The 20,348-nt window shown below is 47.8% G+C and carries 17 protein-coding genes; 12 read left to right on the forward strand and 5 right to left on the reverse strand.

The window, feature by feature from the left end:
* Positions 1-364 precede the first annotated feature (364 nt).
* Positions 365-865, reverse strand: a complete 501-nt coding sequence (locus tag ABEB26_RS03985) for an AAA family ATPase (protein WP_345720661.1) — start codon at positions 863-865, stop codon at positions 365-367.
* Positions 866-1,105: 240 nt separating this feature from the next.
* On the opposite strand from ABEB26_RS03985, the gene ABEB26_RS03990 reads away from it, so the two are divergent.
* The gene (locus ABEB26_RS03990) at positions 1,106-2,518 is read left to right on the forward strand and encodes a flavin monoamine oxidase family protein (RefSeq protein ID WP_345720662.1); all 1,413 of its coding nucleotides are present in this window, start codon (positions 1,106-1,108) and stop codon (positions 2,516-2,518) included.
* A gap of 299 nt (positions 2,519-2,817) precedes the next feature.
* Here ABEB26_RS03990 and ABEB26_RS03995 read toward each other — a convergent pair whose 3' ends face one another.
* Together ABEB26_RS03995 and ABEB26_RS04000 are read right to left on the reverse strand one after the other, a co-directional pair.
* Entirely contained in the window at positions 2,818-3,459 is a 642-nt protein-coding gene (locus tag ABEB26_RS03995) for a hypothetical protein (protein WP_345720663.1), read from the reverse strand.
* 143 nt (positions 3,460-3,602) lie between these two features.
* Entirely contained in the window at positions 3,603-4,109 is a 507-nt protein-coding gene (locus ABEB26_RS04000) for a DinB family protein (protein WP_345720664.1), read from the reverse strand.
* A gap of 172 nt (positions 4,110-4,281) precedes the next feature.
* Between ABEB26_RS04000 and ABEB26_RS04005 the strand changes: the two genes are divergently transcribed.
* The 4 genes from ABEB26_RS04005 to ABEB26_RS04020 all read left to right on the forward strand — a co-directional run bounded on the left by ABEB26_RS04005 (position 4,282) and on the right by ABEB26_RS04020 (position 9,813).
* Positions 4,282-6,729, forward strand: a complete 2,448-nt coding sequence (locus tag ABEB26_RS04005) for an ankyrin repeat domain-containing protein (RefSeq protein ID WP_345720665.1) — start codon at positions 4,282-4,284, stop codon at positions 6,727-6,729.
* A gap of 2 nt (positions 6,730-6,731) precedes the next feature.
* A complete protein-coding gene (locus ABEB26_RS04010; RefSeq protein WP_345720666.1) occupies positions 6,732-7,154 on the forward strand; it encodes a hypothetical protein in 423 nt (140 codons plus the stop codon).
* A 91-nt stretch (positions 7,155-7,245) separates the two neighbouring features.
* Positions 7,246-9,231, forward strand: coding sequence for a reprolysin-like metallopeptidase (locus ABEB26_RS04015; protein ID WP_345720667.1), 1,986 nt, complete (start codon positions 7,246-7,248; stop codon positions 9,229-9,231).
* A 180-nt stretch (positions 9,232-9,411) separates the two neighbouring features.
* A complete protein-coding gene (locus ABEB26_RS04020) occupies positions 9,412-9,813 on the forward strand; it encodes a VOC family protein (protein WP_345720668.1) in 402 nt (133 codons plus the stop codon).
* 74 nt (positions 9,814-9,887) lie between these two features.
* Here ABEB26_RS04020 and ABEB26_RS04025 read toward each other — a convergent pair whose 3' ends face one another.
* A complete protein-coding gene (locus tag ABEB26_RS04025) occupies positions 9,888-11,471 on the reverse strand; it encodes a tetratricopeptide repeat protein (RefSeq protein WP_345720669.1) in 1,584 nt (527 codons plus the stop codon).
* A 268-nt stretch (positions 11,472-11,739) separates the two neighbouring features.
* Here ABEB26_RS04025 and ABEB26_RS04030 point away from each other — a divergent pair, with 268 nt between their 5' ends.
* Together ABEB26_RS04030 and ABEB26_RS04035 are read left to right on the forward strand one after the other, a co-directional pair.
* Positions 11,740-12,720, forward strand: a complete 981-nt coding sequence (locus tag ABEB26_RS04030; RefSeq protein WP_345720670.1) for a hypothetical protein — start codon at positions 11,740-11,742, stop codon at positions 12,718-12,720.
* Positions 12,721-12,865: 145 nt separating this feature from the next.
* On the forward strand, positions 12,866-15,037 hold the full coding sequence (locus ABEB26_RS04035; RefSeq protein WP_345720671.1) for a hypothetical protein: 2,172 nt from the start codon (positions 12,866-12,868) through the stop codon (positions 15,035-15,037).
* A 118-nt stretch (positions 15,038-15,155) separates the two neighbouring features.
* On the opposite strand, the gene ABEB26_RS04040 is transcribed toward ABEB26_RS04035, so the two are convergent.
* Complete coding sequence (locus ABEB26_RS04040; protein ID WP_345720672.1) at positions 15,156-16,163, reverse strand: cation diffusion facilitator family transporter; 1,008 nt, start codon at positions 16,161-16,163, stop codon at positions 15,156-15,158.
* A 145-nt stretch (positions 16,164-16,308) separates the two neighbouring features.
* On the opposite strand from ABEB26_RS04040, the gene ABEB26_RS04045 reads away from it, so the two are divergent.
* From ABEB26_RS04045 to ABEB26_RS04065, 5 genes are all read left to right on the forward strand, one after another.
* Positions 16,309-16,686 (forward strand): ArsR/SmtB family transcription factor, encoded by a 378-nt coding sequence (locus ABEB26_RS04045; RefSeq protein WP_345720673.1) that lies wholly within the window; start codon positions 16,309-16,311, stop codon positions 16,684-16,686.
* 105 nt (positions 16,687-16,791) lie between these two features.
* Positions 16,792-17,475, forward strand: a complete 684-nt coding sequence (gene rpe / locus ABEB26_RS04050) for a ribulose-phosphate 3-epimerase (protein ID WP_345720674.1) — start codon at positions 16,792-16,794, stop codon at positions 17,473-17,475.
* Between the two features lie 478 nt (positions 17,476-17,953).
* Entirely contained in the window at positions 17,954-18,697 is a 744-nt protein-coding gene (locus ABEB26_RS04055; RefSeq protein WP_345720675.1) for an SDR family NAD(P)-dependent oxidoreductase, read from the forward strand.
* A 26-nt stretch (positions 18,698-18,723) separates the two neighbouring features.
* Positions 18,724-19,596 carry an alpha/beta hydrolase gene (locus ABEB26_RS04060; RefSeq protein ID WP_345720676.1) on the forward strand — a complete coding sequence of 291 codons (873 nt, stop codon included), beginning with the start codon at positions 18,724-18,726 and terminating at the stop codon, positions 19,594-19,596.
* The gene (locus ABEB26_RS04065) at positions 19,553-20,080 is read left to right on the forward strand and encodes a GNAT family N-acetyltransferase (RefSeq protein ID WP_345720678.1); all 528 of its coding nucleotides are present in this window, start codon (positions 19,553-19,555) and stop codon (positions 20,078-20,080) included. The genes ABEB26_RS04060 and ABEB26_RS04065 overlap by 44 nt, the downstream gene beginning before the upstream one ends.
* The last annotated feature ends 268 nt before the right edge of the window (positions 20,081-20,348 follow it).

Consider the following 20,348-nt stretch of genomic DNA (forward strand, 5'->3'; position numbering starts at 1 on the left):
TCGCGATATCACTGCAAAATGGGTCACGCTGCCAAACTGGGCACGGATTCGCAACCAATTGGCCATTCGCTTTGACGGACGCTTTCCGGGGTAATGGGGCGAAATACACAATCTACTTGACAGTCCCTGTCGCATTGTACATTCTCAAGCCCAACGACCTGATCAACCCACAGTCCAGCCAGTGGCATCTCGCCCTCAAGTTCCATCCCAAGTTCAATGAAGACCCCCTTTGCAGCCGTAAGATCGTTAACCACGATCAACACATTGTCCATCCGTTGAAGAGTCATCGTTGTTCCTTCCTCGGCTATTGCTAAGAACTACCCAATTTATCGTGAAACACGCGCTTTACAGAACCGTTGATTAATTATTTGGTGGTATAGGCAAGAATTGTATCAACCACGATTGCCAGCGGAGCAGTTGCATTAATACGGATTGCATGTGTGGTGAAACCATCGTTTGTCGCATGCTGGAAGCATGCAAAGGCTTCGCCCTCTTCGGCTGTTCCACCCCATTCATGGGCAGGTCGAGCCGCAAGCCGTTGATTAAGGGTATCTAAATCCAGCTCGAGGACAAATACCGCATCAAACAGGTCAATCAAGCGGTCAGAATTCCGAGAACCACCACAAAAGAAAGTAACCGGATGGGTTCGATCAGCTACTAATGCACGCACCTTTGCTACATCCCAAATCCACGCCCCAGGTTCGTTGTTGCTTGTATCCACCGGCTCACCCGTTTGCAAATCGCCGGTATAGGCCAACTCGCGATCACCATGGATGGCATGATAGCCACGACGTTGGAGCTCCGTGCAAACCGTCGTTTTACCAGCACAGGAAACACCATCGATTCGGTAATTTTTAATGCCCACGATTGGTTCCTCTCACGATCTACGCTACCCTAATTGCTTATCAAGCTATGTTGTCAATGCTGTTGCGCCTAAAACCACAAACGACCTGATCACGAACAAACTTACACACATTTGAGGAGTAGAGTAAATATCTATACCAATAGATATACATCTCATGATTCATCGGATCTATACTAACTAACCAACTCCTAGCCAGAATGGTTGTGCGAAGTCATATAATCACCTTTATTTGGAGGATGTATGCCTTACACACGGCGCGATATCCTGAAACTTGCGGCACTCGTTGGCCTTAGCCCATGGCTACCTGCCTGCGCATCCAATGATCCGAATGAACCAACCATCAAGCCCACTACCACATCGAATAGCCCAGTACCAAGTGACAGCACTCCGCAGGTCATCGTGATTGGTGCAGGCATCGCGGGATTAGCTGCTGCCGCCAAACTCCAAGCGAACGGCTATCGCGTCCAGATCATCGAAGGACGCGATCGGATTGGTGGGCGCATTTGGACAAGCCGTATGTGGGACGATATGCCCGTGGATTTAGGGGCTTCGTGGATTCATGGCGTTACACACAATCCCCTCACCGATCTGGCAGATACCGCAGGCATTGAGCGAACACCCACCGATTATGAGAACAGTCTGGCCTACACCATGGATGGCGAAGAACTCGACGATGCCGCTGTGGAACAGCTTGAGGAGCAGTTGGTCACGCTGATGGATGCCGTGGCTGAGTTAGTCGAAGACACCGATGATATGTCACTCGCGGCGGCAATGCAGCAGGTTCTCGCTGAACAAGCTGAATCACTCGATCAACCACACTTGAATTTCAGCATCAATAGCACGATTGAACATGAGTATGCTGCCGATGTCGAGGAATTATCAGCCCAGTATTGGGATAATGATGGGGAAGTTGTTGGGGGTGATGTCATTTTTCTTGATGGGTATGATCAAATCCTTGATCGCCTCACGGCAGGCCTTACAATCCACACTGGGCAATCCGTCAACGCCATCAATTACACTGCTGAATCAATCACGATTACGACCGATACCGCGACCTTTGCAGCGGAGCACGTCATTATCACCGTTCCGCTCGGTGTACTCAAACAAGGCCGTATTCAGTTCATCCCACCGCTTGATGCTTCGAAAACTGATGCGATCACCTTGCTCGGATCGGGGCTGCTCAACAAAACATGGCTGCGCTTTCCAACGGCGTTCTGGCCACAGGAACCAGAGATCATTAACTATATTGACGAACAAAAAGGCCGTTGGGCTGAATTCCTCAATATCTATCACTACACCAATAGCCCGATCTTGCTAGGCTTTAATGCTGGTTCGTATGCTCGTATGCTCGAATCACGCAGCGATGCGGAGATTATTGCGGATGGGATGCAGGTGTTGCGCACGATCTATGGGCCTACGATTCCAGATCCAGAGGCGTGGCAGATCACCCGCTGGGGCGCTGACCCGTATGCTCTTGGCTCATACTCCTTTTTGGGCATTGGGGCAACCGATGCCCTGCGTGACGATCTTACCCAACCTGTTGGTGGGCGACTGTTCTTTGCAGGGGAAGCAACATCACGCGATTATCCCTCAACCGTCCATGGAGCCTACCTCAGTGGATTGCGTGCCGCCGATGAGGTGATGCAGGCATAGGTTGAACACCATGATATGATTCACGTTCATAGCCCTAAAACCACAAACGACCCGCTGAGGGTCACTTGTGGGAGAGAAGAGAGAGGAGAAGGTTTGACGTCAGTATACCAGAACACTCTGGTTATGACTATTAACATGCTATTAACATCTCGATTCTCTGCATCGGTTACTGCTTTTGATTGGAGCATTCTCCAATTGAACATAGCCAAAAGAGCTGTGTATCGTTTGTTTTTGGCATAGCTCTAAGCCATAAAATCCTGAAACGGAGATTTGGAATGAATCGCTGAGCTAAGGATGGCTTATTGCAAGGCAAAATGGCTAGCATCAGCATTGTCCGACCCATCACGATTGATCACTAGCAAGGGATTGGGGTCATCAGCCGCAACCAAGATCGGAAAATAGATTTCCACTCGATCAGCTTTTGCAACCGGAGTATCAAAGCGAGGTTCGATACAACACGGCAAACCCTGCTGATCCTTTAGCGCCTGATATTCTCCATTGGTCAGAACGAGCAGCGATATGAGCGTACCATCAAGCACCACTGGCTCTGCATGAACATTTCCATGATTGATTACTGCCCGAACCAGTCCAAGCTCATATCCATTCGGTGGGCCTGCATACGCTGGATCAAGCGTTGCAATCGTTGCCAAGGCCTGCTCGCCTCGCACAAATTCTAGTACCTCAAACGAGAAGGAAATGTTTGTACTGGCCATCGCCAGTATTTCGCCTTTGACAATTGGTTCTTTGGCCGAGGCAAATTCAAACAATGATTCAAGTTCTTCAGCATCAAGATTTGTAACGGTTACTTGAACGCTGCGTTCAGTCGGCGCTGGCCGATCAGTAGGTGTGGGCGAATCAGTTGGTGACAGGCTGGCTTGATTGCCACATGCCGCCATTAAACCCCCAATGAGCAAGCCAATCAATAGTTTTCGAAATCGCATAACTCCACCTTTCTATCACTATTGCTGGCGATACGTAATGCTATGATTGGAAGTTACGGGTGGACAATCATTTAATTAAAAGCACAGCCCTAATTTGATTGGCTAGAGCTGTGCTCCTACTGATGACTACAATAATTTAGGGTTTACTCAGCTTTCTCAATCGCTTGAGCAATCCAATCAGCGCCTGCAATACCTTGCTGGCCTAGCACCAAACTCAATTGGGCGGCATGCTCTTGAACATGGCGCATGCTATAAAGTTGAAGTTCCAGAAAGCTTGGTTGCATCCACTCAAAAACACAGCGCTCTTGGGCCTTTGCATCAGTCAAGCCCATAATCGTCGCCTTGCAGCGCTGCCGACAATCTTGCAGATAGGTAAGCACTTGATCTTTGGTATAGGGGTTTTCTGGCAAACTACCACGAACAAATGGCGCTGGCGGCTTAAATCCCTCGCTTGAACCAGTCAAAAAGAGATCCAGCCAGAACAAGGTATGATAGGCCACAAACCAGAAATGCCCATAGCGCGGATCATCAGGGTCTTCCCACAAAACACTCGTCCAGAGCTGGTCGGGGCAACGGACAATTGGATCTTCTAGCATGGCAATTGCTGCACCAAATTGCTGCCAAACACTCGTCTTCCAGATACTCTCCATCAATACACCTCCTGAAAAGAAAGAGTTGTAGCTCCAGTGTAGCAAGCAGGATTGAGCCTGTCTAGCAGGCTTAACGGGCCAGCATATCACTCAATTAAACGATTATGATCGCTTGTCATGCCACATATTGATCGCCTATACTTAGGTACGTAGATCACGCGAGGCATTGCCAATGAATCTCAATTCATTAAAAAAACTGCTCAAACACCAAGCCTACGAACAAATACTTGAGCATTTGCAAACAGGTCCAGCCTGGAAGCAAAAGTCGCTTGATTTCGCCCTCTATCAACTTGCCAGCCAACCAGCCGAAACATTGGTCGCCGCATTACTCAGCGCGGGAGCCAACCCCAACCAACCACTGCAAGATAACCGCTATATCAGCTTGCATCGGGCGGCGATCTACAATCGCTATGCGATAGCCGAGCTTTTGCTGAGCCATGGAGCCAACTGCCATGCCCAAAGCTATAAACAACAAACTCCATTGCATTTGGCTTGTCTCAACGGCCATTTCGAGCTGGCTCAATTGCTCTGGCAAAACGGCGCTGATCTGCATGCTCAAGCCGATTCAAACTTCACGCCATGGTTATATGCTGCCAGCAGTGGCAATTTGCAACTACTTATCTGGTTGTTAGAACAAGCAATTGATATCGATCAAACGACGAATAATGGCATTTCGGCACTAACCTTAGCTGCTTGGAATGGGCATCAAGCAGCAGTTGAATGGTTATTAGCCAATAGCACAGCAATCGAAGGCCCGCCATTCAGAATTCGTACTCCGTTGCATGCTGGATTAATTAAAGGTCATATGGCAATCGCCAATCTGTTGCTTGATCACGGTGCATCGACCAGCGCCTATACTAGCGATGGCTATACTTGCGTGTGTTTGGCTGCGTGGCATAATGCTGCTGATGTAGTTGATCGCTTATTGCAGTGTGGCTCACCCATTAATTGTGAAATTATAAAACCCCATTCGAGCGCCTTGCATGCCGCTGTTCAGTTCAATAACCCTACAATGGCACGACAACTCTTGACCAACGGAGCCAAAATCAGCGCGATCAATGGGCAAGGCTTAATGCCATTTCATTTAGCAATCAGTAGTATTTGTTTGAACAAAAGCACCGATTTAGCACTAATCGAAATTTTTCTGCACATGGGAGCCGATCCCAACCAGCCAAGTTATGCAATTAAGCACATTGGCAACGAAACTCAGGTGCGCGAAGCTTGGAGACCTTTAGCCTATGTACTTGCTCACAAACGCCGTGATTTGGCTGAATGTTTATTGGCCTATGGTGCTGACATAAATCTGCTAGGCTATGGCAAATGGTCGATGGAGCAAACTGCCCTTGAGGTTGTCGCCCACGCCGAGGTTATTGATCAGGCGGCTGGCGAATTGTTTAGCTGGGTGCTCAGCCTTAAACCTCAAATTCCCCCAAAACTATTGCCATTCATGATCAACATCAAGCGCTTCGCCTTTGCCCAACAATTAATCGAGGCTGGGGCTGATCTGCATGCTCCCGATGTTTTAGGCGCAGCGATTACCGCTCAACACGAGCAGTATGTTCGCGATTTTCTGGCGCGAGGCGTTAATGTTGATAGCCCATATCGCAATTACCCAACCGTTTTACAGCTAGCACTATGCCATTATCCCCAATTCGCACTGCCGTTAATTGAGGCCGGAGCCGATTTGACGCGCTTGGTTGGAGCAAATCTAAGCCTCAATTATCCAATGCTGCTGCGCCAACAACGTTCAGCACGGCCATTGGTTAGCAATTTAATATTGCTGGATTTAATTGCTGAGGCCATGTTGAGCCAACTTGAGCCTGCGACTCTAGCCTATCAAGCCTTGATCGATCAAGAGTTTGCTGAGCGTGTTTGTACAGAAAATGACGCTACATGGCAGGTTTGGCTGGCTCGCGGAGCCAATATCCATGCCCTCAATCATGCTGGGTTGTTAGGGCTAAGCCAGCTTCTCGTCTATAGCGATTTGGCTAGCGCTCAAAAGCTGTATGCCAACGGCGCAAATATCAATCAGACTGACCATTTTGGGCGCACTGCCTTGCACTGGGCGGTTGAGCAACAACAGCTGGCAAGTGTGCAACAATTGCTGAATTGGGGTGCAGATTTAACCATTGTAACGCCCTATGGCTACAGTGCTTTGCACTATGCCACCTTAGCTAATCGGCTTGATCTGGTTGAACTATTATTACAAGCCAAAGCTGATCCGACGGCCCAACTTACGGCAGGGCGCTTACAAGGCTGGACGGCATTACACTGTGCTTATGCAGTTGATAATCAATCATTAATTGAATTGCTCCGCCCGCTAACGCCCGCAATTACGCCACCAGAGCCAGATTCGCAGCATCTTCAAGGAACCTACAACGTAACCATGGCCACCAACGGTTGGCATAAACCACGGCCAATTAGCAACCAAACCCAACGTTGCCCCGCATGCGCCGAGCACATGCTCTACAACACTGCCCACACCTTCGATGGCTCAGGCCAATTAGCCGATCGGATTGAGATCTATCGCTGTGGAAATTGTCGGGCCGTGTTTTGGGAGAATAGTATGGCTGCGTGGCGCTCAAGTTTGCAGCCATGGTCAAGTTTTGTGCAGGATTAACTATGCCAGCTTATTTTTTGATTAGCGCCTACAACCCACAAGCCAGCATTGATGATCCAATTGGTTCAACCAACCATGCTGATCAACTCCAGATCAATCTATTTGATTATCGCCATGCGTTAATTCAGGCTTGGCCAGCAATCAGCTTTAACCCGCAACCTGAATGGGCTTTAGAATGGAAGCTTGAGCCAGATGGGATGGAAGGAAGGTTATGGCACGCTGGTCATAGCCTTGAAATTCAGGTTGCGGGTATGCTCACAGCCGCTTTCATCGTTTGGCATCGGCATTATATCGATTCAGTTTATCCGTTATATTTATCTCGACCACCACAGCGGGTTTGTTTAGAACTTGTTGGATCAACCACCACCAGCACAATTCAAACTTGGCTCGATCAATCGCTAGCCCACTACCGACGTGGAGCCTAAACTCAAGCTAGAAATTAACAAACCTCAAAATTAATTAAATATTTTAATGTATAATAGCTGGGTATCCACTTCTACCCCTAGGAGGTTTGGCATGCCCGGAAAACGTTCATCGCTGGTGATCGTTGCAGCCTTGGTGGTCGCATTGCTGAGTAGCTTTGCCGCCGCCACTCTCGTCACTCCTACCGCCGCTTCGTCCGATGGTTTTTGGCAAGATATCAAGGAAAGTCGGATTGCTCAAAAAGGTGCTCGCCAGATTGTGCCAACGATCTATCGCACCGTTGCATTAGATGTCGCTGGATTGAGCCAATATTTGGCCAAAGCGCCACTAGAGCAAGATCAGTCGGTCGCAAACTCGTTGTATAGCCTGCAATTGCCCATGCCCGATGGCAAGTTCGAGCAATTTCGAGTGGTCGAATCACCGATTATGGAGCCAGAACTAGCGGCAAAATTCCCCGAAATTCGCACCTACTTAATCCTTGGGGTGGATACTCCCAATCTGAGCGGACGCTTGGATCTGACACCCGCAGGCTTTCATGGCTTGATTTTAGGCGATCAAGGCCGGATTTTCATCGATCCCTACAGCGCGGGCGATACCCAACACTACATCGTTTACGATAGCAAAAATTTTGTGCCCAGCAGCCAAAAATTGGCCGATCGTCAAGTTGAAGATTATGTCATCGATTTACCATTGACCGATGATGGCTTGGCAGCACCCAAAGCAGTTGGCGATAAATTGCGCACCTATCGTTTGGCCATGGCCGCAACTGGCGAGTACACCGCCTATCATGGTGGAACCGTTGCCAAAGGCTTGGCCGCAATCACCACCAGCGTGAATCGGGTTAACGCAGTCTACGAACGTGAAGTTGCTGTACGCATGGTGTTGGTTGCCAACAACAGCAATATCATTTATGCCAACGCCAGCACCGACCCCTACACCAACAACAATGGGGTAACGATGCTCAGCCAAAATCAGACCAATATTCGTAATGTAATTGGCAACACCAATTATGATATTGGTCATGTGTTCAGCACTGGCGGCGGCGGGGTAGCCTCGTTAGGCTCAGTCTGCTCGACCAACTACAAAGCCCAAGGCGTAACTGGCTCGTCGGCTCCGGTTGGCGATCCATTTGATATTGATTATGTGGCCCACGAAATTGGGCATCAATTTGGGGCAAATCATACATTCAATGGCACAACTGGCAGTTGTGGCGGTGGCAATCGCGCCAGCAGCGCTGCCTACGAGCCAGGCAGTGGATCAACAATTATGGCCTATGCTGGGATTTGTGGCGCTGAAAACTTGCAATCCAACAGCGATCCTTATTTCCATTCCAAGAGCTTGAACGAAATTACCACCTTCATCACCACTGGTGGTGGGTCAAGCTGTGGCACGGCAACCAACACGGGCAACACCGCTCCAGTGGCCAACGCAGGGGCCGATTACATGATTCCACGCAGCACGCCATTTGAATTAACTGGCACTGGCAGCGATGCCAACGGCGATAGTTTGACCTACAACTGGGAGCAATATAACTTGGGCACAGCCGCGCCACCCAACACCGACAACGGCTCACGCCCAATTTTCCGTAGCTTCAACCCAAGCACCAATCCCAAGCGCTCGTTCCCCAAATTGAGCGATATTTTGAATAACACTGCGACGATTGGCGAATCGTTGCCAACCACCAACCGCACCATGGTGTTCCGACTGATTGTTCGCGATAATCGGGCTGGCGGCGGCAGCTATGCAATTGATACGGCCAATGTGACGGTCAGCAGCGCGGCTGGGCCATTCGCCGTAACAGCGCCTAATACCGCCGTAACCTGGACTCGTAACAGCAGCCGTACCATCACTTGGAACGTTGCCAGCACCACCGCCGCCCCAGTTAGCTGCGCCAATGTCGAGATTCTCTTCTCGAGCAACGGTGGCAGCAGCTTCAGCAGCTTGGTTAGCTCAACCCCCAACGATGGCAGCCAAGCAGTTACCATTCCCAACACCGCAACCACTCAAGCACGGATTAAAGTACGCTGCGCCAACAACGTATTTTTTGATCTTTCAAATGTAAACTTTACTGTGAATTAGTAATATCGTTTCGTTTCAATCCCTAAACATAGTCCCTCACGCCTTTGCCTACCAAAGTAGCAACAGAGTGAGGGACTATGTTTAATTCACAACGCTGACAGCTTCCATTTTTGAAAATCACCATGTCACAAAATAGAAAATATGTTCTATAATTCAGGTACTATCTTCACGGAGGAGCGAATGAATCAGTCAGATCAATGGACAGACGGCGCAATCAGCGCGATCACGCTATTTGTGCCCGATAACCTGATGCAACCAACATGCCAGTTTTACCAACAAGTATTTGGCTTACCCAAGGTGTTTAGCGATGAACAATCGATGGTCTTTCAATTTGGCGCAACATTAATCAACCTGCTCACCGAGAGTGCAGCTGTTGAATTACTAGCACCCATGGCCGTGCCCAACGTCGATTCACGGGCCTTATATACGATCACGGTTGCCAATACCGACCAAATTTATGCTGAACTAAGCAGCCGTGGGGTAGAATTCCTGAATGGGCCGATCGATCGGGCTTGGAGTGTACGCACCGCCAGCTTTGCCGACCCGGCTGGTCACCTCTGGGAAATTGCCCAGCCGTTGTAAACGACAAAAGCAACCAGTTATTCAATAGCATAGCTGGTTGCTTTTTGGTTGGCAGTATTTGAATTAAAATGCTGTTACGGGCACGTTTTTACAACTGCGGTTGGATCAATCGCATTTACAATTGCTAATTCATCTGGTAATTTCTTTTGCAGCTCGATAACTTCTGAATCACTATTTTTACTATTGGCTAATAATTCAAAATACTTTAATGCTTGAGGCTTATCATTCAGCATTGCATAACCACGGCCTAAATAAAAGTAATTTGCATCGTATTTAGGATTCACTTTCAGCGCTTGATTCAAGGCATTAATCGCTGAACATACATTAATTGCTTGATCAAGCAAATGCATTCCAGTGTTCTTCCAAGCTGATGCATCCTCAGGTTTTAGCTCATTTGATTTAATCGAATGTTCAACTGCACAGTTAATAATATGATCAGGTTGGTCTTTGAGATCATAGAGATAGGTATAGGCGGCTGATAGGTTATAGTGGCCTGCAAAATTGTTTGGATTAAGCGCTACAGAATGTTGTAAATCAACAACCGATAAATTTAAATACTCTTCAATTTTGGTCTCATGATAGAGTTTGAGATACGAACGCCCACGCATGGCAAAAGCATCATCAAAACCATTAGTATCATCAATTGCTTGGGTAAAGCGATTAATCGCAGCCTTCCAATCTTTAGTACCCATTGCTGTGACACCTTGATCAAACAATGGCTTAGCATTCGCTGAAACTGGTTGAGCACCACCAACAATTGTCATTGTCGCAGGAGTTGTACAACTCTCAAAATTAATTTGCATCAGCCAATTATTACATTCCTGTTTTTGCTCAGGCGTGACTTTAGGGTGACGAATGCATGCAGCAAAATCCGCCTTGGCAGCCTCAAGCTGTGAGCGACCAATTTCAACCACGCCACGATTGAAATAGACATTTGGCTGATATGGAGGATTTAACTCAATCGCCTTGGTCAAATCAGCGTGGGCGGCATCAAGATCCTTAACACAATCTTGATAGGCCAAGCCGCGTTGATAATAAACATCCGCCAATTCTGGCTCGATGGCAACAGCTTGATCAAAATCGGCAATTGATGCAGCACATTTGAGCACCTTTGGATTCGCATAAAGAATTCCCCGATTATAATAGCCCTTATAGTCATCTTGGTTAGCATTTATATAATCAGTGCAGGCTTGGATAGCCCCAGCATAATCGTCGTTTGCTACTTTTCCATCACAACGAATCGATACAGCAACGGTAGGAGTAGCAGGGATTGGCGTGTTTTCAGGGGTGGGGGGTGGCTCCGGAGCTTGAATTGGATTGAGTTTAATTTGTTTGGAGATTTGATTTGATTGAATAGTTAGGGTACCTTTATAAGGATTATAACCCTCCTTTTCAATAGTTATGGGAACCAACATATTATTATAGTCATCATCAATAAAAAAGGGGGCAAAACCATCATCACCAGTAAAAGCATCAACCATTCCTATATTTGGTAAAGTAATCATAACTTTAGCCTGACTAATAAACTTGTTATCTACACTATTAACCACCGTAATAGAATAGTTAAATTTATTTTCTTCCTCACAACCCCCCATGATCATCATAAACACACAAAAGCCAACAATAACTCCCATCCATCTGAGGTAGCGCTTGAGCATAGCTGCTGATTCCTTTCTCAATCTAGGCTTAACCTATAAGCTTGAGTCGCGCGAGAAAGCCTAGGGTGAACTGCTGATGAATGTTAGGAAAGGAAGCAGCAGCAAGATTTTCTTACAATTACGACCACATATGTACAAAATCCCCCTTTCGCCAAGCTAACCAATAGTGTATGATAGGGCAACTCCATCGCAAAGTATAACAGCGAAATTATTAGGCTATCGTTCATTACGTCAAATAAACTAGTAGTTATGGTTAGGGGATTGGTTTATGACTAATTACGAGTATCTTGATCTTAACACGCTTGAGCAGCTATTGTCACAAAATCAGAACAATTTACAAATTTTAGAAGTCCAGTTGGCAGAACACGGAGTATCCAAGCCAGTCTATTTAGTCAACCAACGCAATACAACCAAGAATGAAATCGCAGCAATTCAGGTGGCAATTAATCAACGCAAAAATCAAGCGACTCAGCAGCCAAGCCAACAACAAACAGGATCTTCGTCAAATATGAGTGAACGTACAACCATGACGCAGTCTAAAACTGGTTTAACCGAACCAAAGGCGATTATCAAAGGGGCTTGGATCGGAGCTGCGGCAGTGATTATTGCTGCGATCATTGGTATCTTGAAGTTCATGCCAAATGATACATTTAATTATCAAGTTGAAGTGATCGACAATACAACCAACAAGCCAATTAGTCAAGCCAAAGTTAGTATAACCTTGCCAAACCTCGCGCCACTCGAAGCTTTTAGCGATAATAACGGTTTTGCACGTATCTCAATTAGCGATGAGTACAATCAGCAAGCTGGACGATTGAGTATTGAAAAAGCTGGCTATGATTCAGCCATGTTTAATGTCGATATTCAAGCTGATCGCTTACCAAAACAAATCAAGCTTACCTCAAATCAATCAAATATTCCTCAACCAACAGCAACCCCAGAACCAACCTCAGCAGGAGGCGCGACAACCCCACTATTAATCGGCTGTTGGAACAACGATAGCAAGCCACGCAACATCACAAATATCAATATCCGTGAAAGCGCTAGCGGAATTAAAGTTGGCTTCAAGACTAGTTGTGCTGATAGTGCAATTACTGATGAATTAGATGCATTCATTTTGGCAGATAACCAAATTACTTTGAGCAAAGCTGCTGAAACTTGGGTCTTTAGCCTCAGGCCAGAGGGAACTCTGCGGCTCGCAATCGAAGGCCAAACAGGTTTTGAAGAATTAACCTTTTACAAGAAGTGAACTAATACAAATCGTTTATTTCAGTTACTACAATTCAAGAACCATGATTAACTATGCCTTACTACGAGGCTGTGCGCACATTTTTGCAATAGTTTAGTATGGTAGAACTTACCTAGTTGGCTTAATTGAGAGGATATCAGTAGCCATGCGTTCTACAATACAGTTATTAATAGGCCTAAGTCTTATTGGGTTGCTTTCGCTTTCTACCCACTTAGGGGTGGATGCCCACCAAGTGCCGATCGCAGGGGTATGGGATGCAGCGCTTGGTCAATCCTTGCAGCAACCAGCAACAATCTCATCATTAACCCTCGATCACAATGGTGACTTGTATGTGCTAGGGGATTTTCACTATGTTAATGGTTTGGAAATCAATGGGATGACCAAATGGGATGGAGTAAATTGGGCCAATTTCAATTTACATTCTGATGATATTAATAAAATCCGAGCAGTCACGACCTATAGCAATACCCTCTATGTTGCTGGGCGATTTGCGACCATCCAAGATCAAGAAGCTAATAATATTGCATTTTGGGATGGTAACGGCTTCCAGCCATTGGGGCTAGGGATACTTGGCACCTTGGAGCAAGCTGCAGCAGAACCAGTTGTTCATAGCCTGCATGTCTCTAGTGATACGCTGTATATTGGTGGGAATTTTAGTTCCTTTAATGGGGGAGAAGCCTATGGGATTGCCCAATGGAATGGGGCTGGGATTGCCCAGTCTGTTGAGTTCAATAATACCGTTAGCAGTTTTATCAGCACTCCTGAAGGAGTAATTGCTGCGGGAACATTCTGGACTGTTGACTTCCAGCCTGCTCAGCTTGCACGGCGTGAACACGATCAATGGGTTCCAATCAATTTTGGCTGGCCTAATATGACATTGCAAGCCTATACGATTAATAATACCCCGTATCTTGTAACGCGCTCAAGATATACTCCCTACCCAAGTCAACTTTATCGTTGGCAGAATAGTCAATTGCAGCTAATTGGTGAAACCCATCCTGGATCAATTGATACCTTGGTTGGCTTCGACAATACGTTTTATATGCAAAGCTCAAATCAACTCTGGCGCTTAAATCAAAATCAATGGGTTCAGGCCCAATTACCCTTTGAGATTTCTAAGCTTACTGCACTGACCTCTGATGGGGAAACGCTCTATCTGGCTGGTGATTTGCTGGTCGATGGCCAACCCAACCAGCTAGTTGCCTGGGATGGCCTAACAGTTCAATCACTTGGTAGCTTTGTTGGCAGCCAGAATGTTCAGTCAATCGCTGGGGATTTTGGTCAGCCAATGATTGCAACCAAGCCTGTGACTGCCACCGATTCAAGCGCAATCCAGCGCTGGAATGGCAGCCAATGGGATCTGCTCGCCAGCGGCGATCCAACCATCAGTCAAGCACTATTGCACACGATCAATCAGCAGGCCTATGTATTGCTGAACCATCCTCGGGCGTTGGCAAGTGCTGCACCAGTCAGTAATATTTGGCATTGGAATAACGGTAACTGGCAAAGTGGCATTCTCAGCACAAGCACGCGAATTAAGTGGCATCGATCAGGGCAACAGCTGTTTACTTATCTTGCGCCACTGGAATCGAATCTACCAATCACTGGAGTGGTCGAGTTTGATGGGCAAACACTAACCCAACGCCTCGCCAGTGGCTTGGTCTCAGCATACGACGATCAACTTTTTGTGCATCACAACCAACTCTATAAAATTAATGTTTCACCATGGATGTGGCACCATGATTTATATATCTATCAATGGAATGGTACTGACTGGCAAGCGCTACCATCGCTGATTTTGAACAAAATTGATCATCAGTTCGCCACTTGGAACAATCAGTTATATATGGCGAATACCAATGGAACCCTTTATCGCTTTGATCACGCGATGCAGCCGATCGAAATCGCCCAATTTGATGGGCCGATTACCGCCATGCAAGGCCTAGCAGGCGCTGGATTGTATATCGGCGGTGATTTTATGCAGGTAAATGGAGTAACAACTGGCCGAATTGCCCGTTTTGATGGGAACAACTTTAATGGGCTTGGACAGTATCCCAATGGGGCAATTCGTAAACTTGCTGTCGATTATACCCATCTTTATGCAGTTGGCGATTTTACCAAAGTCGGCCAGATTGATTCATTGGGTATTGCAGTATTCAGCTTTGCCACGCCAGAATCAACCCCAACCCCAACCAACACACCAACACCGACGAGTACGCCGACAGCAACCAATACGCCAATAGCAACTATTTCGCCTCCACCAGCAACATCGTATCGAATCTACCTCCCACTTGCATGGGCGCAGGTAGAAGAATAATCTGGTAGACGGCTTTACCCTAAAACTAATCAACCCCGCTCCTGTTGATTGAAGCGGGGTTTTGTTTTAGCACATCAAAATAAGTGTCAGATTTAACCAAAGTACATTAAGCATAAGATCATTTTGCAGGCATAAATTGCACCGACAGCTCCACTGGCCGCTGCACCACCTGCTCAACCTGCGCGTGCAATTGCTGACGAAGGATTGCGGTTTCGGCGATTGAACGCTCAGCCACGACCTGTACCGTTAGATCGACCAATAATTGATGGCCCAACCAACGTGCTCGTAATTGTTGGACTGACTGAACTTCAGCAACCGAACCAACTGCTTCTTCAACATGGGCGATCAAATGCGGATCGACCGCATCCATCAGGCGTTGCCAAATTGTGCGGGCGGTTTGCCAAGTCATACCAGCAATAATTATTGTCATCAGCAAACCAATTAATGGATCAAGCAATGACCAGCCTAACCAAGCCCCAGCTGCCGCGCCTAGCACTGCCAGCGAGGTCAAGGCATCGATTTGGGCATGCTTACCATCAGCAATCAACGCCGCTGAATTAATTTTTTTGCCTGTTCGAATTTCAAGATAGGCTACCGCATAATTGCCAAAAAAGCCGATAATAGCCGCCGCTATAACCCATGGCAATTGGGTAATTTGGGTTGGATTGAGCAATTTTTGCCATGCTTCAATGCCAATATAGATTGCACTAATTGCCATTGAAGCCACAATCGCCAAGCCAGCAAGATCTTCGGCACGGCCAAAGCCATAGCGATAGCGACTAGTTGCGGCACGACGTGCTAGCATAAATGCCACCAACAGGGGCAACGTATTCAAGGCATCACCAAAATTGTGGACGGTATCACCCAACAGCGCCACACTGCCACTCAACCAGTAAATTACCACCTGAATAACCGTTGTTAGCCCTAATAGCAACAGCGACCACCAAATTGTCCGAATCCCTAGGTGGCTAGCTGAGCCAGTTAAGGCAACAACCTTAGCCGTATCATGATCATGGTCGTGGTTAAAGCCTGGTAAGTGCAAGGCCTCACCTAATGAGCGCCACCAACTTGATCCATGCTGATGATCGTGATCATGATGATGGTGCTGAGTTATTGCCTGATTCATAGATCGATCCTTAATTTCATATCTCTATATCTGTACAATCATCAAGATATACTATTTCAAGAGCCTTGTCAATCCATACCATGGTCAATGGCTAGCGGGATGGCACTATGGTAGAGTTGAAGTAGTTAATAACAAGGAATGCGCCATGCCAGAAATTCATCCATTGCAAACAACCAATCAACTGCCGTCCACTGCTCTGCATGCCGTAGTAGCAATGTTCAAGGCGCTCAGCGACCCAACTCGTGCTCAATTAATCTATGTGCTGACCCATCGTACCTGCACCGTCAACGAATTAAGCAGCTATGTTGAGGTTTCAGCTTCAACCGTCTCGCATCATTTGGCGAAATTGCGCGATTTAAAATTGGTGCGTACCCAGCGGGTTGGCACCCAAATTTATTACACAATTGATGATGATCATGTAGCGGGAGTATTTCGCGAGGCGCTCTACCATCTCGATCATGTGGCTGCCCAAAGTTATGGCGCACTCGCCAACAACTTTGAGCAGAAAGAGCCAAATCAATGAACCTTCGCTTCCAAGCAAAGATTGAATTTTAATTGTTCTGCTGACTAACCATCACAGGATTTATGCTTTAATAGGGGTGCATAGTTAAACACAACGAGGAGTTTTATGCCAATCGGATACCATGCTGGACGCGCTATCGAACTGACCCCATCGATTTTATCGGCTAATTTTGCCAACCTTGGAGCCGATGTCCAAGCTGCCGATCAAGTCGGTTGTAGCTGGATTCAGGTCGATGTGATGGATGGCCATTTTGTACCCAACCTAACCTTTGGACCACCCGTGATTCAGGCAATTCGGCCTTATTTCAAAGGCACATTGGATGTCCATTTGATGGTCAGCAATCCCGATGCACTGCTCGAAGAATATGCCAAGGCTGGAGCCAACCATATCACAGTGCATCAAGAAGCCAGTGTGCATCTCCATCGCACAATTCAGCGTATCCACGAGTTTGGTTGTACTGCTGGCGTGGCGCTCAATCCAGCAACGCCAGTCAGCAGCCTCGAAGATATCATTCACGATCTCGATTTGGTGCTGATTATGTCGGTCAACCCTGGTTTTGGTGGTCAGAGCTTTATCGAACGCAGCTTGACCAAAATCGCTGCCGTGCGAAGTTTACTCGATCAGCGTCACCATGAAGCGGTAATTCAGGTTGATGGAGGGGTTAAACCCAGCAATATCGCCAGCATCGTCCAGGCAGGCGCGACTAACCTGATTGCAGGCTCGGCTTTTTACTCGCCAACCATCACCCCCCACCAAGCGTGGGATGCCTTTGTCGCCGCTTTAGCATGACTTAAGTCACCCACGAAATCACCCATGATAGGGAATGTCAATCTAGGAGCAATGGCCTATACTCGGTGTCATCTCCTTCTCCTCTCTTCTCTCGCTAGAACCCCGCAACTGCGGGGTTTTGGCGTTAATTGGCTTTTTTTTAAATGCGGTGCTGGCAGGTTGGTAAAGTCCCACGTTTACCAACCTGCCAACTGCCCTGATGCTTCCAAACCACAGGAGCGCCGCAATGAGAGTGTGTAGGCTTAATATAGCAACTAGCAGTTCCAAGGGTCGTTCCAAGCAGGTAGTATTCTGGTTCCAAGTTGAAGCTTGATCCACGAAGAGCACGAAGGTTAGGTTTTTAGCCACAGATTGCACGAATTGCACGAATGGTTTCATCCCAAATCGCTTATCCCACATCCCACATCCCTCATCCCTTTGACTTTTGTCTGCTGATTTTTGATAATAGCATTACACCTAGCATGTCAAGGAGGACAGGATGCTGCACGGGAAAGTTGCGATTGTTACCGGCGGAGCAATTGGAATCGGGGCGGCGACGGCTCATTTGTTAGCCAAACAAGGCGCAACGATGATCATTGGCGATATTAATCAGCAAGCTGGATTAGCAACGGTTGAGCAAATTCGTAGCAATGCAGGCCAAGCCTATTTTCGCCATTGCGATGTTAGCCACGAAGCCGATATTCAGGCCTTAGTGCAATTTGCACTCGATCATGGCGGCTTGGATATTATGATCAACAATGCTGGCATTGGTGGACAGCCCGCACCATTACACTTAACCGAGAATCACAATTGGCAACGCGTGTTAGAAATCGACTTAACTGGCGTATTTTGGGGTCAAAAATATGCCAGCCAAGCCATGCTGGCGGGTGGCAAAGGTGGCGCGATTGTCAATGTCGCCTCGATTGCTGGAGTGGCTGGCTCACCCAACCTTGGACCCTATGGCGTGGCCAAAGCAGGCGTAATCCAAATGAGCAAAACTGGCGCGATTGAACTAGCTCCCGCTGGCATTCGGATCAATGCAGTTTGCCCAGGCTGGACGGAAACCGCCATTTTGGATGGATTCGAGCCAAGCATTCAAGAACGGCTGATTCGCTCGATTCCGCTCAAGCGCATGGGCACGCCTCACGAAATCGCCGAACTGATCGTCTTTTTGGCCTCACCAGCGGCTAGTTTCATCACTGGAGCTGAGTACATTATTGATGGTGGGATTACCAGCATGTAGCTCAATTTGTGGAGAAAGAGGCTTGTGTGACTGAATATACGATTGAACATCAGCTCGATAACGGCATCGAACGCATCATCTATACGCCTCAAGAACAGCGTTATCAAACTCCAATTTTAATGGGCCATGGGATGTGGCATGGGGCGTGGTGCTGGCAACCATGGCAAGCATTGCTCGCCGAATGGGGTTGGCAAAGCATCGCCTTCAGCCAGCCAGGCCATGGTCAATCGCCAGCGCAACGTGCCAATCGCTGGAATACGCTGGGCTATTATTATCGCACGCTCAAGGCTGAAATCGAGCGTTTGCCAATCAAGCCAATCTACATGGGCCATAGTATGGGTGGCGCTTTAGGCCAGTGGCATCTTGCCAAAGGTGGCGACGATTTGCCAGCAATGGTCTTGGTAGCCCCGTGGCTGAGCCATAGCATGCGCCCAGTTTTTGCCCATGTCCAGAAACTCGACCCATGGGGCACGCTTTTGTGCTGGCTTTCACTCTCGGCAACGCCCAGCATTCGCACGCCCAAACGCGCAGCATTTTGGTTTCTCAGTGACGATTCCATCATCAAGCCCAAGCAATTGCATAGCCAGCTTGCGCCCGAATCGGCATTGGTGTTATTGCAATATCGCTGGCCCTTATGGCGACCAGCTAAACAGGTCAAAACGCCGTTGTTATGGCTCGCCGCCGAGCACGATCGTTGTATTCCCGAACAGCACTCACGGCCTTCGGCGGCCCATTACAATGCCGAATATTGGGTCATTCCCAAGGCCAACCACGATTTAATGTTTGAGGCCTCGTATCGCGAAACTGCCGAATTGATTCATAATTGGTTACAATCTGTTGTTACAGGAACCCAGCATGATCAGCATTCAAGCCTACAATTTCAATCAAGCGCAAGCTAAAATCGACCAATTGTGCCATTTATTAATCGATAGCGTTGCCCAAGGTGCGTCGATCGGCTTTCTGCCACCGCTGAGCCAAGCCGTAGCCAGCACCTATTGGCAAGCGATCATCGGCGATCTGCAAACTGAGCAGCGAATATTATTGGTAGCGTTGCAAGATGATCAGATCGTCGGCAGCGTCCAGCTTGATCTGCCTAGTAAAGCCAACGCCAGCCATCGCGCCGAAGTGCAAAAATTATTGGTGGATTCGCAATTTCAACGCCGTGGCATCGCCCAACAATTAATGCACCAGCTTGAGCAGCAAGCCCAAGCCCAAGGCCGTTGGCTCTTAGTGCTTGATACGCGTCAAGGCGATAAGGCCGAGTCGCTCTATCGCAAATTGGGCTATCAGGCGGCGGGAGCAATTCCCAATTTTGCCCAAGCTGCCGATGGGGCAACCCACACCACAATCTTTTTCTATCGCGAGTTGGAACACTCAGTTTAACGTTCCCTCACCCCCAACCCCTCTCCCACAGCGGCGGGCGAGGGGAGTTCTAAACTTTATGATAGCGGGATTCCCCTCGCTTGCTCGGCGATGGGTTCAGCTTACAAGGATCGGTTTTCCCTGCGAACCACGGTATCCGTGGTTCATCGGTGGATACATACGTGTCGCTGATTGCCTTTTAGGGGGTGCAGGGAGCCTTAATCCCTTACGGGGGTAGGCTTTTAAGGAATGGGCGGAAGGATGGTGATCCCCCATAAGGATCAAAAAC

This window comes from Herpetosiphon gulosus (assembly GCF_039545135.1).
GTDB classification, from domain to species: Bacteria; Chloroflexota; Chloroflexia; order Chloroflexales; family Herpetosiphonaceae; genus Herpetosiphon; species Herpetosiphon gulosus.

Coding starts and splice junctions, on each gene's coding strand:
- ABEB26_RS04000 (WP_345720664.1), bottom strand. CDS start 4,109: ATGGAGAGTATCTGGAAGACGAGTGTTTGGCAGCAATTTGGTGCAGCA.
- ABEB26_RS04010 (WP_345720666.1), top strand. CDS start 6,732: ATGCCAGCTTATTTTTTGATTAGCGCCTACAACCCACAAGCCAGCATT.
- rpe (WP_345720674.1), top strand. CDS start 16,792: ATGCCAATCGGATACCATGCTGGACGCGCTATCGAACTGACCCCATCG.
- ABEB26_RS04025 (WP_345720669.1), bottom strand. CDS start 11,471: ATGCTCAAGCGCTACCTCAGATGGATGGGAGTTATTGTTGGCTTTTGT.
- ABEB26_RS04055 (WP_345720675.1), top strand. CDS start 17,954: ATGCTGCACGGGAAAGTTGCGATTGTTACCGGCGGAGCAATTGGAATC.
- ABEB26_RS04030 (WP_345720670.1), top strand. CDS start 11,740: ATGACTAATTACGAGTATCTTGATCTTAACACGCTTGAGCAGCTATTG.
- ABEB26_RS04005 (WP_345720665.1), top strand. CDS start 4,282: ATGAATCTCAATTCATTAAAAAAACTGCTCAAACACCAAGCCTACGAA.
- ABEB26_RS03995 (WP_345720663.1), bottom strand. CDS start 3,459: ATGCGATTTCGAAAACTATTGATTGGCTTGCTCATTGGGGGTTTAATG.
- ABEB26_RS04040 (WP_345720672.1), bottom strand. CDS start 16,163: ATGAATCAGGCAATAACTCAGCACCATCATCATGATCACGATCATCAG.
- ABEB26_RS04065 (WP_345720678.1), top strand. CDS start 19,553: ATGATCAGCATTCAAGCCTACAATTTCAATCAAGCGCAAGCTAAAATC.
- ABEB26_RS04045 (WP_345720673.1), top strand. CDS start 16,309: ATGCCAGAAATTCATCCATTGCAAACAACCAATCAACTGCCGTCCACT.
- ABEB26_RS03990 (WP_345720662.1), top strand. CDS start 1,106: ATGCCTTACACACGGCGCGATATCCTGAAACTTGCGGCACTCGTTGGC.
- ABEB26_RS04015 (WP_345720667.1), top strand. CDS start 7,246: ATGCCCGGAAAACGTTCATCGCTGGTGATCGTTGCAGCCTTGGTGGTC.
- ABEB26_RS04020 (WP_345720668.1), top strand. CDS start 9,412: ATGAATCAGTCAGATCAATGGACAGACGGCGCAATCAGCGCGATCACG.
- ABEB26_RS04035 (WP_345720671.1), top strand. CDS start 12,866: ATGCGTTCTACAATACAGTTATTAATAGGCCTAAGTCTTATTGGGTTG.